General features: G+C 69.8%; 16 protein-coding genes and 1 tRNA gene. 14 read left to right on the top strand and 3 right to left on the bottom strand.

All coding sequences use genetic code 11. The features are described from left to right. Positions 1–6: 6 nt before the first annotated feature. Positions 7–1,167 carry an SbmA/BacA-like family transporter gene (locus tag ACYVO7_RS17985; RefSeq protein ID WP_460451187.1) on the top strand — a complete coding sequence of 387 codons (1,161 nt, stop codon included), beginning with the start codon at positions 7–9 and terminating at the stop codon, positions 1,165–1,167. A 235-nt stretch (positions 1,168–1,402) separates the two neighbouring features. Further along, a complete protein-coding gene (locus tag ACYVO7_RS17990) occupies positions 1,403–2,566 on the top strand; it encodes a mandelate racemase/muconate lactonizing enzyme family protein (protein ID WP_460451188.1) in 1,164 nt (387 codons plus the stop codon). A gap of 64 nt (positions 2,567–2,630) precedes the next feature. On the opposite strand, the gene ACYVO7_RS17995 is transcribed toward ACYVO7_RS17990, so the two are convergent. Together ACYVO7_RS17995 and ACYVO7_RS18000 are read right to left on the bottom strand one after the other, a co-directional pair. After that, positions 2,631–3,290 (bottom strand): RraA family protein, encoded by a 660-nt coding sequence (locus ACYVO7_RS17995; RefSeq protein WP_460451189.1) that lies wholly within the window; start codon positions 3,288–3,290, stop codon positions 2,631–2,633. Positions 3,291–3,314: 24 nt separating this feature from the next. After that, positions 3,315–4,523, bottom strand: coding sequence for an aspartate transaminase (locus ACYVO7_RS18000; RefSeq protein ID WP_460451190.1), 1,209 nt, complete (start codon positions 4,521–4,523; stop codon positions 3,315–3,317). Positions 4,524–4,664: 141 nt separating this feature from the next. Here ACYVO7_RS18000 and nac point away from each other — a divergent pair, with 141 nt between their 5' ends. From nac to ACYVO7_RS18060, 12 genes are all read left to right on the top strand, one after another. Next, a complete protein-coding gene (gene nac / locus ACYVO7_RS18005; RefSeq protein ID WP_460451191.1) occupies positions 4,665–5,594 on the top strand; it encodes a nitrogen assimilation transcriptional regulator NAC in 930 nt (309 codons plus the stop codon). Positions 5,595–5,709: 115 nt separating this feature from the next. Continuing rightward, positions 5,710–6,144, top strand: coding sequence for an acetyl-CoA carboxylase biotin carboxyl carrier protein (locus ACYVO7_RS18010; protein WP_460451192.1), 435 nt, complete (start codon positions 5,710–5,712; stop codon positions 6,142–6,144). A gap of 4 nt (positions 6,145–6,148) precedes the next feature. Further along, positions 6,149–7,498: an acetyl-CoA carboxylase biotin carboxylase subunit gene (accC, locus tag ACYVO7_RS18015; protein WP_460451193.1), complete on the top strand. Its 1,350-nt coding sequence runs from the start codon at positions 6,149–6,151 to the stop codon at positions 7,496–7,498. After that, positions 7,495–8,151: a 5-oxoprolinase subunit PxpB gene (gene pxpB, locus ACYVO7_RS18020; protein WP_460451194.1), complete on the top strand. Its 657-nt coding sequence runs from the start codon at positions 7,495–7,497 to the stop codon at positions 8,149–8,151. The genes accC and pxpB overlap by 4 nt, the downstream gene beginning before the upstream one ends. Continuing rightward, positions 8,148–9,134 (top strand): 5-oxoprolinase subunit C family protein, encoded by a 987-nt coding sequence (locus ACYVO7_RS18025; RefSeq protein ID WP_460451195.1) that lies wholly within the window; start codon positions 8,148–8,150, stop codon positions 9,132–9,134. The genes pxpB and ACYVO7_RS18025 overlap by 4 nt, the downstream gene beginning before the upstream one ends. Further along, on the top strand, positions 9,131–9,547 hold the full coding sequence (locus tag ACYVO7_RS18030; RefSeq protein ID WP_460451196.1) for an acetyl-CoA carboxylase biotin carboxyl carrier protein: 417 nt from the start codon (positions 9,131–9,133) through the stop codon (positions 9,545–9,547). Before ACYVO7_RS18025 ends, ACYVO7_RS18030 begins: the two co-directional genes overlap by 4 nt. Before the next feature lie 10 nt (positions 9,548–9,557). Further along, positions 9,558–10,340, top strand: a complete 783-nt coding sequence (locus ACYVO7_RS18035) for a LamB/YcsF family protein (protein ID WP_460451197.1) — start codon at positions 9,558–9,560, stop codon at positions 10,338–10,340. An 86-nt stretch (positions 10,341–10,426) separates the two neighbouring features. Then, positions 10,427–11,176: an SDR family oxidoreductase gene (locus tag ACYVO7_RS18040; RefSeq protein WP_460451198.1), complete on the top strand. Its 750-nt coding sequence runs from the start codon at positions 10,427–10,429 to the stop codon at positions 11,174–11,176. A 6-nt stretch (positions 11,177–11,182) separates the two neighbouring features. Further along, positions 11,183–11,884: an amino acid ABC transporter permease gene (locus ACYVO7_RS18045; RefSeq protein WP_460451199.1), complete on the top strand. Its 702-nt coding sequence runs from the start codon at positions 11,183–11,185 to the stop codon at positions 11,882–11,884. Between the two features lie 3 nt (positions 11,885–11,887). Continuing rightward, entirely contained in the window at positions 11,888–12,637 is a 750-nt protein-coding gene (locus ACYVO7_RS18050) for an amino acid ABC transporter permease (RefSeq protein ID WP_460451200.1), read from the top strand. After that, the gene (locus tag ACYVO7_RS18055; RefSeq protein WP_460451201.1) at positions 12,634–13,401 is read left to right on the top strand and encodes an amino acid ABC transporter ATP-binding protein; all 768 of its coding nucleotides are present in this window, start codon (positions 12,634–12,636) and stop codon (positions 13,399–13,401) included. The genes ACYVO7_RS18050 and ACYVO7_RS18055 overlap by 4 nt, the downstream gene beginning before the upstream one ends. A 26-nt stretch (positions 13,402–13,427) precedes the next feature. After that, positions 13,428–14,270, top strand: a complete 843-nt coding sequence (locus ACYVO7_RS18060) for an ABC transporter substrate-binding protein (RefSeq protein WP_460451202.1) — start codon at positions 13,428–13,430, stop codon at positions 14,268–14,270. 232 nt (positions 14,271–14,502) lie between these two features. Here the strand turns inward: ACYVO7_RS18060 and ACYVO7_RS18065 are convergent. Continuing rightward, positions 14,503–14,579 (bottom strand) — tRNA-Met (locus ACYVO7_RS18065). Positions 14,580–14,601: the final 22 nt, after the last annotated feature.

Raw genomic sequence — 14,601 nt, forward strand, 5'->3', positions numbered from 1 at the left:
TCCACGATGGCCGTGATTGCAAACGAACTGTACCGGCTGCGTCGGCGGGTGCGCGAGCCTGACACGCAGCTCGGACTGGCTGCGCGCTATTGGCGGAGCGCGTCAGGCTTCTGGCGCGGGCCGGGCGCCTGGAAGGCGCAGGGTCTCGCGGGGATGGTGGTCTGCAGCGTCATCCTGCAGCTGGCGATCCAGTATCGCCTGAACTATTGGGGGCGCGACTTCTTCGACGCCTTCGGCCGTCGTGACGGCGCCACTCTCCAATCCCAGGCCTTGCTGTTTCTGCCGCTCGCCGGGGCGAGCCTTCTGGCGACGGTCTTCGCCGTGTGGGCGCGCATGACGACCCAGCGGCGTTGGCGCGCCTGGCTGACCGGTCACCTCATCGATCGGTGGCTGCTGCATGACCGGTTCAGAAGCCTGACGTTCACCGTCGGCGAAGATCAGAACCCTGAGTACCGCATCGCCGAAGACGCTCGCGCGGCCACCGACGCGCCGATCGCGCTGGCGGTCGGCCTGCTCAACGCGGTCCTTAGCGCGATCATCTTCATCGGAATATTGTGGAACGTCGGGGGCGATCTCATCGTCGAGGGGCGTGGATTCACGCTCACGATCCCCAAATACCTGGTGATCGCGGTTGCGTTGTATTCGGCCCTGCTCACCCTGGCGGCGATGGTCATCGGCCGGCGCCTGGTGAGCGTGATCGCGAGCAAGAACGCCGCCGAGGCGCAATTCCGGTCGATCGGATCCCACCTGCAGGAGAGGTCCGCGGCGCTGCCGACGGCCATCGGTCAACCCGAGCAGCAGCATGCGCTGACGGAAGCGCTCGGCGCGGTGATCGCAAACTGGCGGAGAGTCTGCTTCCAGCTCATGCGCATGACGATGGTGTCACAAGGAAACCTGCTGCTGGCGCCCGTCCTCGCCTGGGGGCTGTGCGCGCCGAAATACCTGCTCGGCTCGATGTCGCTCGGCGAAGTGGCGCAGGTGACCGCCGCGTTCATCACCGTCCAGGCCGCCCTCAACTGGTTCGTGGAGAACTACGCCGGTCTGGCGGACTGCATGTCCTCCGTGAACCGCGTGGCGTCCCTGCTGATCGCCTTCGACCAGCTCGACAGCGACGATCCCGTTTCGGCGGGCGGGCTTGCGGAGCCCCTCGACATGGCCGGCGGATGAGCGCGGGCGCGCTGTCGCCGAGCGCAGCCACCGCGCTCCAGAGTTCATCCGCAGTTCGGTTGCGATGAGACAGGGAGCGGAATAAGCGGATCTCGATCGAGATGTCGAACCGCTCAGTACCTGCGCGTCCCACCCTCCCCCCGCTCCCGGTCCTCTTTGGCCGGGGACTGCGGCAACCACGCCATTCCATGGCCTTCGCGGGCTATCGTCGCCAATGTCCCAACGGAGAATTCCCATGCGCATCATCGACGTCCGCGAAGTGACCAAGCCGATCTCGTCGCCCATCAGGAACGCCTATATCGACTTCTCGAAGATGACCGCGAGCCTCGTCGCGGTGGTGACCGATGTCGTGCGGGACGGCCGCCGGGTCGTGGGCTACGGCTTCAACTCGAACGGCCGCTACGGCCAGGGCGGCCTCATCCGCGAGCGCTTCCGCGACCGGATCCTGGAAGCCGACCCGCGCAGCGTCCTCAACGGCGCCGAGGACAACCTCGACCCCCACAAGCTGTGGGCGGCGATGATGCGCAACGAGAAGCCGGGCGGCCACGGCGAGCGCTCGGTGGCGGTGGGCACGCTCGACATGGCCATCTGGGACGCCACCGCCAAGATCGCCGGCAAGCCCCTGTTCCGGCTTCTCGCCGAGCAGAAGAACACGACCGCTGATCCGCGCGTCTTCGTCTATGCGGCGGGCGGCTACTACTACCCCGGCAATGACGACACGCAGCTGCGCGCCGAGATGCGCGGCTACCTCGATCGCGGCTACACTGTCGTCAAGATGAAGATCGGCGGCGCGTCCATCGCCGAGGACCAGCGCCGGATCGAGGCCGTGCTGGCCGAGATCGGCGGCCAGGCGCAGCTCGCCGTGGACGCCAACGGCCGCTTCGACCTGGAGACCGGCATCGCCTACGCCAAGATGCTCCGTCAGTACCCGCTGTTCTGGTGCGAGGAGATCGGCGATCCGCTGGACTACGCTCTCCAGGCCGCGATGTCGGAGTTCTATCCCGGCCCCATGGCCACCGGCGAGAACCTCTTCTCGCATCAGGACGCGCGCAATCTCCTGCGCTACGGCGGCATGCGGCCGGACCGCGACTGGCTGCAGTTCGACTGCGCCCTCTCCTATGGCCTCGTCGAGTACCTGCGCACGCTCGACGTGCTGCATCAGTTCGGCTGGTCCCCCTCCCGCTGCATCCCGCATGGCGGCCACCAGATGTCGCTCAACATCGCGGCCGGGCTCGGGCTCGGCGGCAACGAGAGCTACCCCGACCTGTTCCAGCCCTATGGCGGCTTCCCGGACGGCGTGAAGGTGGAGACCGGGCATATCGTCATGCCCGAGATCCCCGGCATCGGATTCGAGGGCAAGTCGGACCTCATCAAGGTGATGCGCGAACTGGCCGAATAGGTCCGCTCAGGGTCAGGCGCTGACCTCCGACGGGCAGGCGCGCAGCCCAGCAGCGCACATCGGGTCAGTTGTTGCAGCGAGCCTCGAGCCCGTCCACAAAAGAGCGATCCCAGCGTCCTTCGCGAATGGCCGCCATCGTGGCCTCCTCGGCCGCGTGCTGCTTCATCGCCTTCTCGATGGCGGCCGGCGCCTCGTCGGGCGCGAAGGCCAGCAACCCGTCCTGGTCGCCCACGACGATGTCGCCCGGGCGCACCACCATGCCGCCGACCGTGACCGGGACGTTGATGGCGCCCGGACCGTCCTTGTAGGGACCCCGATGGGTCACGCCGCGCGCATAGACCGGGAAGTCGCGCTCGCGGATTTCGGCGACGTCGCGGATGGCGCCGTCGAGCACCATGCCGGCGAGGCCCAGCGTCGCGGCCGCGAAACTCATGATGCCGCCCACCAGGGCGTTGCTGAGGTCGCCCTCGGCGTCGATCACCATGACGTCGCCAGGGCGGCACACGTCATAGGCGCGCAGGATGGCGAGGTTGTCGCCGCCGCGCGTCTTGATGGTCACGGCCGTCCCGACCATGGGCGCGGGGCGATGATAGGGCGCCAGGCCCCTGCTGCCGCGGTTGCGGCGGAACTGGTCGCTCAGCAGCGCGACCGGGATGGTCTTCAGCTTGGCAATGATCGCCGCGTCGGCCTGCGGCGCGGCGGGGTGGAGCTCGATGGCGGCCATGGCGGTTTCGTCCCGTTTCGGTGATTACTGAAGCTTGCCGACCGCGTCCGCGATGCGGGCGACGCCGTCGTCGAGAATGTCCTGCGACGTCGCGATCGACAGGCGGAAAAAGGGCGACAGCCCGTAGGCCGTCCCGGCCACCAGCGCGACGCCGGCCTGTTCGAGCAGGTAGAGGACCACGTCGCCGTCCGTCTCGAGGCGCTTGCCGCCGGGCGTCGTGCGGCCGATCAGGCCGGCGCAGTTCACGAAGAGGTAGAAGGCCCCCTCCGGCAGCCGGCAGGACAGGCCCGGGATGGCGTTGATGGCCGCCGCCGTCCGGTCGCGCCGCTGGCGGTAGGTCGCGACGCTTTCGGCCACGAAGCCCTGGTCGCCGTCGAGCGCGGCCGCGGCCGCGGCCTGGCTCACCGAGCAGCTGTTGCCGGCCGACTGGGACAGGAACGTGTCCATCGCCGCGACGAGGTCCTTCGGACCGGCAGCCCAGCCGATGCGCCAGCCGGTCATCGCATAGGTCTTGGACACGCCGTTGATCGCCAGCGTGCGATCCTTCAGCTCCGGGGCGGCGGCCAGCAGATGCGGCGCCGGCCCGGGCCCGTACACGATGTGCTCGTAGATGTCGTCCGTCATCACCATCACGGCGGGATGGCGGGCCAGCACCTCGGCCAACGCCCTGTACTCGTCCGGCGAGTAGGTCGCGCCCGTCGGGTTGGAGGGGGAGTTCAGCACGAGCCAGCGGGTCCGGGGCGTGATCGCCGCCTCCAGGCGGGCCGGCGAGAGCTTGAATCCTTCCTCCTCCGGGCACGCCACCGTCACGGGCGTCCCGTCGCAGGCGAGCGCCATGTCGGGATACGAAACCCAGTAGGGCGCCGGGACGATCACCTCGTCGCCTTGCTCCAGCGTCGCCGCGAGCGCGCTGTAGATGGCGCTCTTGGCGCCGTTGGTCACCACGATGTCCTGCGGCTCGTAGCTCAGCCCGTTCTCGCGCAGAAGCTTGGCCGCAATGGCGCGGCGCAGTTCGAGCGTGCCCGGCAGCGCCGTATAGCGCGTCGCGCCGGCGTTCATGGCCGCAGCCGCAGCGGCGCGGATAGGGGCCGGCGTGTCGAAATCCGGCTCGCCGACCACGAGGCTCACGATCGAATAGCCCTCGCGCCGGAGCTGGTTGGCCCGCTCGGCCGCAGCCGTGCTGGGCGAGGGCTTGATGCGCCTGACGCGCGCGGCGACACGATCAGCACTCACGGAGGCGCCCCATCGATGGTGTTCCAGGATGGGCGGACGCTATACCGGCCGCGCGGACAGGGCTAAGACGGGATTGCTCTGTCAAGATAGCGTCCGCTTATGGCTGGCCGCGGCGCGAGCGCCCGGGTCGGAGGGATGCCGATGAATTTCAGGCGGCTGCAGTATTTCGTGAAGATCGTCGACATCGGCAGCCTCACCCAGGCGGCCGACGTGCTCCACGTGGCGCAGCCGGCGCTGAGCCAGCAACTCGCCACCCTGGAGAGCGAGGTGCGCCAGCAACTGCTGCTGCGCACCAAGCGCGGCGTGACGCCCACCGAGGCCGGCAAGGTGCTCTACCGCCACGCGCAGCTGATCCTGCGCCAATGCGCCCAGGCGCAGGCGGACATGAACGCCGCCGGCCGCGCGCTGTCGGGGTCAGTCTCGATCGGCCTTGCGCCGGGCACCGCCGCCGCCGGCCTGGCCCTGCCATTGCTGCGGGCCGTGCGCATCCGCCACCCGGACGTGGTGCTCTATCTCAACGAGACCTACGGGATGACGCTCTCGGAGCTCGTGATGAGCGGCCGCATGGATCTCGCGGTGCTTTACGGCGGCCGCGCGCCCGTGCACGGCCTCGCCTTCCAGCCTCTCCTGTCCGAGCCGCTCTTCCTGGTGGGTCCGAACAGCCTCGGCCCGGCGCCCGAGACGACGCCGGTGCGGCTGATCGCCGACATGGATCTCTATCTGCCCCGTCCCTACAACGTCGTCCGCAAGATGGTGGACGACGCCTGCGCGGGGCTCGGCGTCGCGCCGCGGGTGCTGGCCGAGATTGAATCCGCCGGCACCCTGAAGGCCGTCATCGCCGAGGGCCTCGGGGCGACCATCCAGCCGGAATCCATGGCGCGCGAGGTCGCGGCGACCAGCCCGGCCTGGATCTCCAGGCTGGTGGAGCCCGAGATCCTGGCCCCGCTGGCGCTGTGCCAGTCGGACCACCTGCCGCTCTCGGAGCCGGCCCAGGCGGTGCGCGACATCCTGCTGGAGCTCGTGGCCGAGCTCCCCGGGGCTCTTCCGGTTGGCGCTTCCGCCCGGGCCTGAGCCGCCATAAGCCGCCCTTATCGCAACAGAGAGAAACGGTCTTGGCGCGCCCGAAACGGGCTCGCTACCGTTCGCATGGCCGGACTTCCGGCATGCGGCGGAAGCTTTTCACGCGATGAACGCCCAGGACATCAAGACGCTGATCGACGCCATGGCGTCGTCCGACCTCGCCGAACTGCGCGCGGTCCGGAATGGCTGGTCGCTGGAGCTGATCCGTCGCCAGGGAACCGCCTCAGCGGCGGCCGCCCTCGCCCCCCAGCGCCAGTCAAGACAAAGGTCCAAGCCGCCGGCCGAAGCCGCGGGCGTCGCGCATGATGACCGTGTGGTCGCCGCGCCGCTGGGCGGCGTCGCCTATCTGTCCGCCGCGCCCGGCGCTCCGGCGCTGGCGCCGGTCGGCGCGAGCGTGGAGGCGGGCGCGACCGTCTGCGTCATCGAGGCCATGAAGGTCTTCGTCGAGGTCCGGGCCGAGCGCGCCGGGGTGGTCGAGGCCGTGCTGGTCCAGTCGGGGCAGGAGGTCGACGCCGGCCAGCCCCTGATGCGGATCGGGTGAGGCGATGTTCCGCTCCGTCCTGATCGCCAACCGCGGCGAGATCGCCCTTCGCATCCAGCGCGCCTGCCGGACGCTGGGCCTTCGCACGATCGCGGCCTATTCGGAGGCCGATCGCGACGCGCCCCACGTTCGCTTCGCCGACGCGGCGGTCTGCATCGGGCCGGCCCAGGCGGCGCGCAGCTATCTCGACGCGGCCGCCATCCTGCTGGCCGCCAAGGCCACCGGGGCCGAGGCGATCCATCCGGGCTATGGCTTCCTGTCCGAGAACGCCGACTTCGCCGACGCGGTCGCCGCCGCCGGCCTCGCCTTCATCGGCCCCAGCGCCGCCTGCATCCGCATCATGGGCGACAAGGTCGCGGCCAAGCGGGCCATGATCGAGGCGGGCGTGCCCTGCGTGCCGGGTCCCGACTCCGCCCTTCCGGACGACCCGGACGCGATCCGGGCCGCCGCGGATTCCATCGGCTATCCGGTGATCCTGAAGGCCGCTGGCGGCGGCGGCGGGCGCGGCATGCGCGTCGTGGAGCGCGAAAGCGCGCTCATGGACGCGCTGGCCCTGACCCGGGAGGAAGCCCGCCGGGCCTTCAACAACCCGCAGATCTATGTCGAGAAGTTACTCGGCCGCCCGCGCCACGTGGAGATCCAGGTCATCGCGGACGCGCAGGGCCACGCGATCTGGCTGGGGAGCCGGGATTGTTCGCTGCAGCGCCGGCACCAGAAGGTGCTGGAGGAAGCCCCGGCGCCCGGTCTGCCGGCCCATCTCGTCGCCCAAGTCGGCGAGCGCTGCGCGCAGGCCTGCCGGCGCATCGGCTACCAGGGCGTCGGCACCTTCGAGTTCCTGGTCGAGGACGGCGCCTTCTACTTCATCGAGATGAACACCCGCGTCCAGGTCGAGCATCCCGTCACCGAGATGACCTCCGGCGTCGACATCGTGGCGGAGGGCGTCCGGGTCGCGCAGGGCCATCCGCTCAGCCTGCAACAGTCCGACGTGACCTGCGGCGGGCACGCCTTCGAGTGCAGGATCAACGCCGAGGATCCGGAGACCTTCACCCCCTCCCCCGGCCGCATCACGCGTTTCGACGCTCCCGGCGGCCCGGGCGTCCGCGTCGACACGCATATAAGCGCGGGCGCGGCCGTGCCGCCCTATTATGACAGCCTGATCGGCAAGCTGATCGTGCATGGGGCGACGCGGGCCGAAGCGCTGGCGCGCCTGCGTGTCGCGTTGTCCGAGATGCGGATCGAGGGCGTCAAGACCAACCTGCCGCTGCACCGGCGCATCCTGGCCGACTCGGGCGTTCAGGCCGGCGGCGTCGACATCCACCATCTCGAGGCCCTGCTGCGCGGTGAAGCCGCATGAGCGGGACGCCCACCATCAGCCATCTCGGCGTGACCGCGCTGCTGTTCGAGGCCCCCGGCGACACCACGCTGGAGACCCAGCGCAGGATCTGGGCGCTGGCGCGCGAGGCGGAGGCCTGGCCCGAGGTGCGCGAGGCGGTGCCGGGCATGAACAATCTGATGGTGACTTTCGAGCGCCCGCCGCGCACGACTGCGCCCTTGCGGGAGCGGCTCGTGGCCTGCTGGGCCGTCGTCGAGCCGCTCCCGCTCGGGGGCCGCGTGCTCGAATTGCCTGTCGTCTACGGCGGCGGCGGCGGGCCGCACATCGGGGACGTGGTGGCCCATACGGGCCTGCGCGTGGACGACATCGTGGCCATCCACAGCGCGCCGACCTATCCGGTCTACGCGGTGGGAAGCCACCCCGGCTATTGCTATCTCGGCGGCATGGACCCGCGCATCGCGACGCCACGGCGCAAGACGCCGGTACTCAAGATCCCCGGCGGCGCGGTCTCGATCGGGGGTCCGCAGACCGGCGTCTCGGCCTCGGACGGACCCAGCGGCTGGAACACGATCGGGACCACCGCGATGCGGTTCTTCGACATCGCCCATGACCCGCCCGTCCTGCTGCAGCCGGGCGACAGCATCATCTTCAGGCCCGCCAAGGTGATCCGATGATCGAGATCCTCTCGGGCGCGCCGCTCGCCACGGTGCAGGATCTGGGACGGCTGGGCGCGCTGCGCTGGGGCGTCGGGTTCGCCGGCGCGATGGACCCGCTCGCGCTGGTCTGCGGCAATCTCCTGCTGGGCAACGATCGGAACGCGGCGGCCATCGAGGCGCAGCTGTTTCCGTTCGAGCTGCGCTTTTTGGGCGACGGGGCGTTCGCCGTGACGGGGGCGGATTGCGCCGCCACCCTGGACGGAACGCCGCTGCCGCCATGGTCCAGCGCCCCGGTGCGCGCCGGCCAGCGCCTGCGGCTCGACCATCCGCGCCCGGGCCGCTGGCGCGGCGCCCGCGCCTATGTGTGCGTCGCCGGAGGCGTCGATACGCCGACCGCGTTGGGGTCGCGCAGCACGCAGCTGCGCGGCGCCATCGGGGGACATGAGGGGCGCGCCTTGAAGCCGGGGGACGTCCTGCCAGTGGGGCCTCTCGGCGATGCGCATCCGGTATTCTGCGGGATCGCGCCGCCCGGGCTCGCGATGGCGCGCGACATCGACGGCTTTGCGGCCATCCGCGTGCTGCCGGCGGCCGAATATGAGTGCTTCACGGAAGCTTCGCGGGACGCGTTCTGGTCCGGGTCGTACAAGGTCACGCCGCAAAGCGACCGCTATGGCTTCCGGCTGTCCGGCCCGGAGCTGCTGCCCTCCGCCCCGCTCGAACTACGCTCGCACGGCATCGTGCCCGGCGTGATCCAGGTGCCGCATGGCGGCCAGCCCATCGTCCAGATGCGCGACGCCCAGCCCTCGGGCGGCTACCCGAAGATCGCGACCGTGATCGAGGCCGACCTCTGGCGCCTCGGTCAGATCCCGATCGGCGCGTCGGTCCGCTTCGTGGAAACGACCTGGGACGAGGCGCTTGAAGCGGCCGCCGTCAATGAACGCTGGCTCGACGAGATCGCCCGGCTCATCGGGCTGTTCCGCAACCGGAGCGCGGGCCGATGACGTCGATCTTCGACCGTGTCGCGGAGCTTGCCGCCTGGGTGGAGGCGGCGGACATCGACGTGCTCGTGCTGAAAGGGCCCGAAGGCGCCCTGCGGCTCGAACGCTCGGCGGACGGCGGGGTGACGCGAACCCGCGATCTGGAGGAGCGGACCGCCGGCGTGGCGTCGCGCGACAACGCCGTCGTTCGCGCAGCCCTTGCGGGAACGTTCCTGACCGCCCACCCGCTCCGCGATGAACCGCTCGCGCCCGTGGGGGACCGCGTGGTCGCCGGGCAGACGCTCGGCCAGATCCGCATCGGCGACCTGCTCGCGCCCGTATGCGCCCCGGCCGACGGCGTCGTGGACGCCCTGCTCGCCGAGGACGGCGCGCTGGTCGGCTTTGGCGACCCTCTCTTCGCACTGGCCCAGGACTGAGGAGGCTCGCATGCCGATCGATCTCAACGCGGATCTGGCCGAAGGCTTCGGGCCCTGGCGCATGGGCGACGACGAGGCGCTTCTCGACGTCGTGTCCTCGGCCAACTTGGCCTGCGGGTTCCACGCCGGCGACCCGCTCATCATGGAGCAGACCGTCCGGGCCGCCGCCGCGCGCGGCGTCGACATCGGGGCCCATATCGGGTTTCCCGACCGGCAGGGCTTCGGCCGCCGGCCCATGCAGATCGACCCGAGCGAGCTCGCCGCCATGGTCGTCTACCAGCTCGGGGCCCTGGCGGGGATCGCCCGCGCCAATGGCGCCCGCATGACCCACATGAGCTTCCATGGCGCCCTGGGCAACATGGCGGCGGCGGACGAGGCGCTGGCCCGCCCGCTGGTGGAGGCCGTCGCGCGGTTCGACCCGGCGCTGATCGTCGTGTCGTCCACGAGCCGCGCCATCGAGGGCGCCGCCGCGTCGTGCGGGCTGCGGGTGGCGATCACCTTCCTGGCCGATCGCGCCTATGACGCGCAGGGCCTGCTCGTGCCCCGACGGATGCCGGGCTCCGTGATCCACGACCGGGACGCCGTGCTGGCGCGCGTGCGCCGGCTGCTTCGGGACGGCGTGGTCGAGACCTATGACGGGCTGGTGATCCCCTCGCCCGCGCAGAGCATCCTGCTGCATGGCGACACGGCCGGCGCGGTGGCGCTGGCGCGCGAGATCCGCGCCGAGATCGAGGCGGGCGGCGGGACGATCCGCCCCGTCTCCGCCGTAATGGCCGGCGAAGCCGGGACATAAGGGCCGCTTATCGCTCCACAGACAAACGGTCTTGGCGTCGCCGGACGCCTTCCCGTTAACGTTCACGCAACACAGGCAGGACCGCCATGCCCTTCTCCGATTACAAGACGGCGCTCGTCACAGGAGCCTCTTCCGGGATCGGCGCCGCCGTGGTCGAGCGCCTCCGCGGCGAAGGCGTCGAGGTTCACGCCCTCGCCCGCAGCGGCGACGCGCTGCGCAAGCTCGCCGACGCCTGCGGCTGCATCCCGCATGTGATGGACGTGTCCGACCGGGCCGGCCTCGTCGCGCTCACCGACAAGGCGCAGTTCGACATCCTGGTGAACAACGCCGGCGTCGACCGTCCCAAGAAGTTCCTGGACGCCGACCCCGAGGACATCGACCTCCTCGTCGACGTCAACCTGCGCGCCGTTCTCCACCTCACCCGACTGGTCGTCCCCGGCATGGTGGCGCGCGACCGCGGCCACGTGGTCAACATCTCGTCCATCGCGGGCGCTTACAATTTCGGCGGCAACTCGACCTATCACGCCACCAAGGCTGCGGTGAGCATGCTCTCCCGCCAGCTGCGGATCGACGCCTTCGGCAGCCGGGTCCGGGTCACCGAGATCTGCCCGGGCCGCGTCGCCACCGACATCTTCGCCCATGTGCATGGCGACAGCCCCGAGATCCGCGAGCGTTTCATCGAGGGCTACGAGCTCCCGGAGGCCAGGGACATCGCGGACGCCATCGCGTTCGCGATCGCCGCGCCCGTCGCGGTGAACATCGGCCACATGGAGATCACCCCCACCCTGCAGGTCCCGGGCGGCCTCTCCACCGCCAAGCCGGCCAAGGCGGGCTGACGCGCCATGAAGGGGTTCGATCCACTCGCGATCCTGCTGAACCCCGACTACGGCCGCCTGCTGCTCCACGGGCTGGAGATGACCTTCGTCATCGCCATCGGCTCCTGGTGCCTGGCGATGACGCTGGCTCTGGTCCTGCTGGCGATCCGGCTCGCGCCCTCGCGCATCCTGGAAGGCGCCGCCATCGCGTATGTCTCCTACCACCGCAACGTGCCCACGCTGGTGCAGTTGATCCTCTGGTATTTCGGGGTATCGAGCCTGCTGCCGGACCAGGCGCAGTACTGGCTCAACGACCACAACGCCGAGTCGATCTTCGCCATCATCGGGCTCGGCCTGTGCCAAGCCGCCTATTTCAGCGAGGACCTGCGTTCCGGGCTACGCGCCGTGTCGACCGGCCAGGAGGAAGCCGCCCGCGCGCTCGGCCATGGCCGCATCGGCGCGCTGCGCTACGTGCTGATGCCGCAGGCCGTCCGCAACGCGCTGCCGGCGCTGGTCAACCACAGCGTCTCGCTGTTCAAGAACAGCAGCCTCGCCATGGCGATCGGCGTCGCCGAGCTCACCCATGCGGTGAAGGAGGTCGAGAACGTCAGCTTCCGGACCTTCGAGGTCTACCTGATCGCGACGGTGGCCTATCTGGTCTGCTCGCTCATGATCATGGCCGCCGGCGAACTCCTGATGCGCCGCGCCGCGCTCGCCGGGGGGCGGTGAGCGATGATCACGGACATCATCGCCATCGTCCGCGACAACTGGCTGCTGCTGCTGGTCGGCCAGTACCCGAACGGGCCGCTCGGCGGGTTCGCGGCCACGCTGATCCTGTCCGCGCTCAGCATCGCGCTGGCTTTCCCGGTCAGCATCCTGCTGGCGCTGGCGCGGCTGTCGAAGTCGCCGCTGCTCTACTGGCCCGCCACCGCGGTCGTCTTCATCGCGCGCGGCGTGCCGCTGCTGATGCTGATCCTGTGGACCTATTTCATGGTCCCGATCATCACCGGCTACAACGTCCCCGGCTTCGCCACCATGCTGGTGACGCTGGTGATCTACGAGGGCGCCTTCCTGAGCGAGGTCGTGCGCGGCGGCATCGTGGCGCTCGGCCGCGGGCAGATGGAAGCCGCCAAGGCGCTCGGCCACGGCGGCGCCAGCGCCATGCTCTACATCATCCTGCCGCAGGCGCTGTTCAACGTCCTGCCCAGCATCCTCAGCCAGTTCGTCTCGGCCATCAAGGAAACCACGCTCGGCTACGTCATCAACGTGCCGGAGCTGACCTTCGCGGCCAACCAGATCAACAACCAGCTGCTGACCAAGCCCTTCCAGGTCTTCTTCATCCTGGCGCTCATCTACTACGCCGTGTGCTGGAGCCTGACCCGCGCCGCCATCCTGCTGGAGCGCCGCATCGTCGCCAGGCGCTCCGGCCTGCCGGCTGCGCCCCTCGCCCTCAACGCAGCCGCCGCCACGGTGGAGCCATGACCCAGAGCCAGGCCGCGCCGGACGGCGCACCCATGATCGCGTTTTCCGACGTGCAGAAGCGCTACGGGGCCGTCCCGGCGCTGATCGACATCAACGCCGGCGTCGCCCGCGGCGAGGTGGTGGTGGTGTGCGGCCCGTCCGGGTCCGGCAAGTCGACCCTGATCCGCACCGTGAACCGGCTGGAGGAGATCCAGTCCGGGTCCATCCGGTTCGACGGCCAGGAGGTGCATGGGCGCCTGCGCGGCAAGGAGCTGAACCGGCTGCGCAGCCGCATCGGCTTCGTGTTCCAGAGCTTCAACCTGTTCCCGCATCTCTCGGCGCTCGACAACGTCATGCTGTCGCCGGTCAAGATCAACGCCGTGCCGCGCGAGGCCGCCCGCGAGACCGCCCTGCGGCTGCTCGACCGCGTGGGCCTGGCCAACAAGGTCGAGTCCTTCCCGGCGCAGCTCTCCGGCGGGCAGCAGCAGCGCGTCGCCATCGCGCGCGCGCTCGCCATGGAGCCCCCCGCCATGCTGTTCGACGAGCCGACCAGCGCGCTCGACCCCGAGATGGTCGGCGAAGTGCTGGCCGTCATGCGCGGCCTCGCGTCGGAGGGCATGACGATGATGTGCGTCACCCACGAGATGGGCTTCGCCCGGGAGGTCGCCGACCGCGTCTGGTTCATGGACGCGGGCCGGATCCTCGAGGTCGCGAAACCGGACGACTTCTTCCGCAATCCGCAGCACGAGCGCGCCAAGCGTTTCCTGGCGGACCTGCGCCACTGACCAGACATCAAACCGGAGGGGAATCCATGTCGAACAAAACGCTCATCGCGGCTCTGACAGGCGCCGCCGCGATCCTGGCGCTCGCCGCGCCCGCCAGCGCGGACCAGCTCGCCGACATCATGGCCCGCAAGGAGCTGCGCTGCGGCACCTTCGCGGACGTGCCGCCCTTCGCAGCGCCGGACACCAAGACCCGCGAGATGGTCGGCCACGACGTCGACCTCTGCTCCGCCATCGCCAAGGACTGGGGCGTCGAGGCCAAGATCACGCCGCTTTCCGTCGAGGCGCGGGTGCCCGAGGTGAAGCTGGGGCGCGTCGACCTGACCATCGCCAACCTGGCCTACACGCTGAGCCGCGCCGAGCAGATCCAGTTCAGCGATCCCTACTACCTCGCCAAGGAGATGCTCGCCGTGAAGGCCAGCGATCCCGGCGCGTCCAAGGCCGACTTCAAGGGCAAGCGCCTCGCCTCGACGAAGGGCTCGACCTCCGAGATGTCGATCAAGATGAACGGCTCCGAGCCGCTCACCTTCCAGGACACGGGCTCGGCCTTCATGGCCGTGCAGCAGAACAAGGCGCTCGGCATGGTGGCCAACACCATGACGATCACGAAGCTGGTCAACGAATCCAAGACCAAGGGCGTCGAGCTCAAGATGATCCAGGAGCCGATGGTGTTCCAGCCGATCGGCGTCGGCATGAAGAAGGACGAGCCTGCGCTCCTGGCGAAGGTCAACGCCACCCTGAAGAAGCTGGAGGCTTCCGGCTTCCTCAACGCCAACTGGAACAAGTGGCTCGGCCCGGACACGGAGTTCAAGATGACCCGGACTGACAAGGTCACGCCGCTGAGCGAACTGAAGTTCGAGCCGATCCCCTGATCAGCAGGGCGGCTCAGGCGACGCCCGAACATCCGCGACGAGCGGCCGAGAGGCTCCCGCTCGTCGCTGTCCGATGGCTCCATCGGCGGGCGTGCGGCCGCGCGCCGACGGCCTGGGCTCGACGCCGTGCTGCAGGGCGACCGGACCGCGACCCTGGCCGCGTATCGCGATTCCTGTCCCGGAACGCAAAACTCCCCGACGCTGGGGGGCGTCGGGGAGTTTTGGGAAGGGTTGGTTGCGGGGACAGGATTTGAACCTGTGACCTTCAGGTTATGAGCCTGACGAGCTACCGGGCTGCTCCACCCCGCGCCAGGGTGATTGGGGGTCGTGC

This window comes from Alsobacter sp. SYSU BS001988, assembly GCF_054796215.1.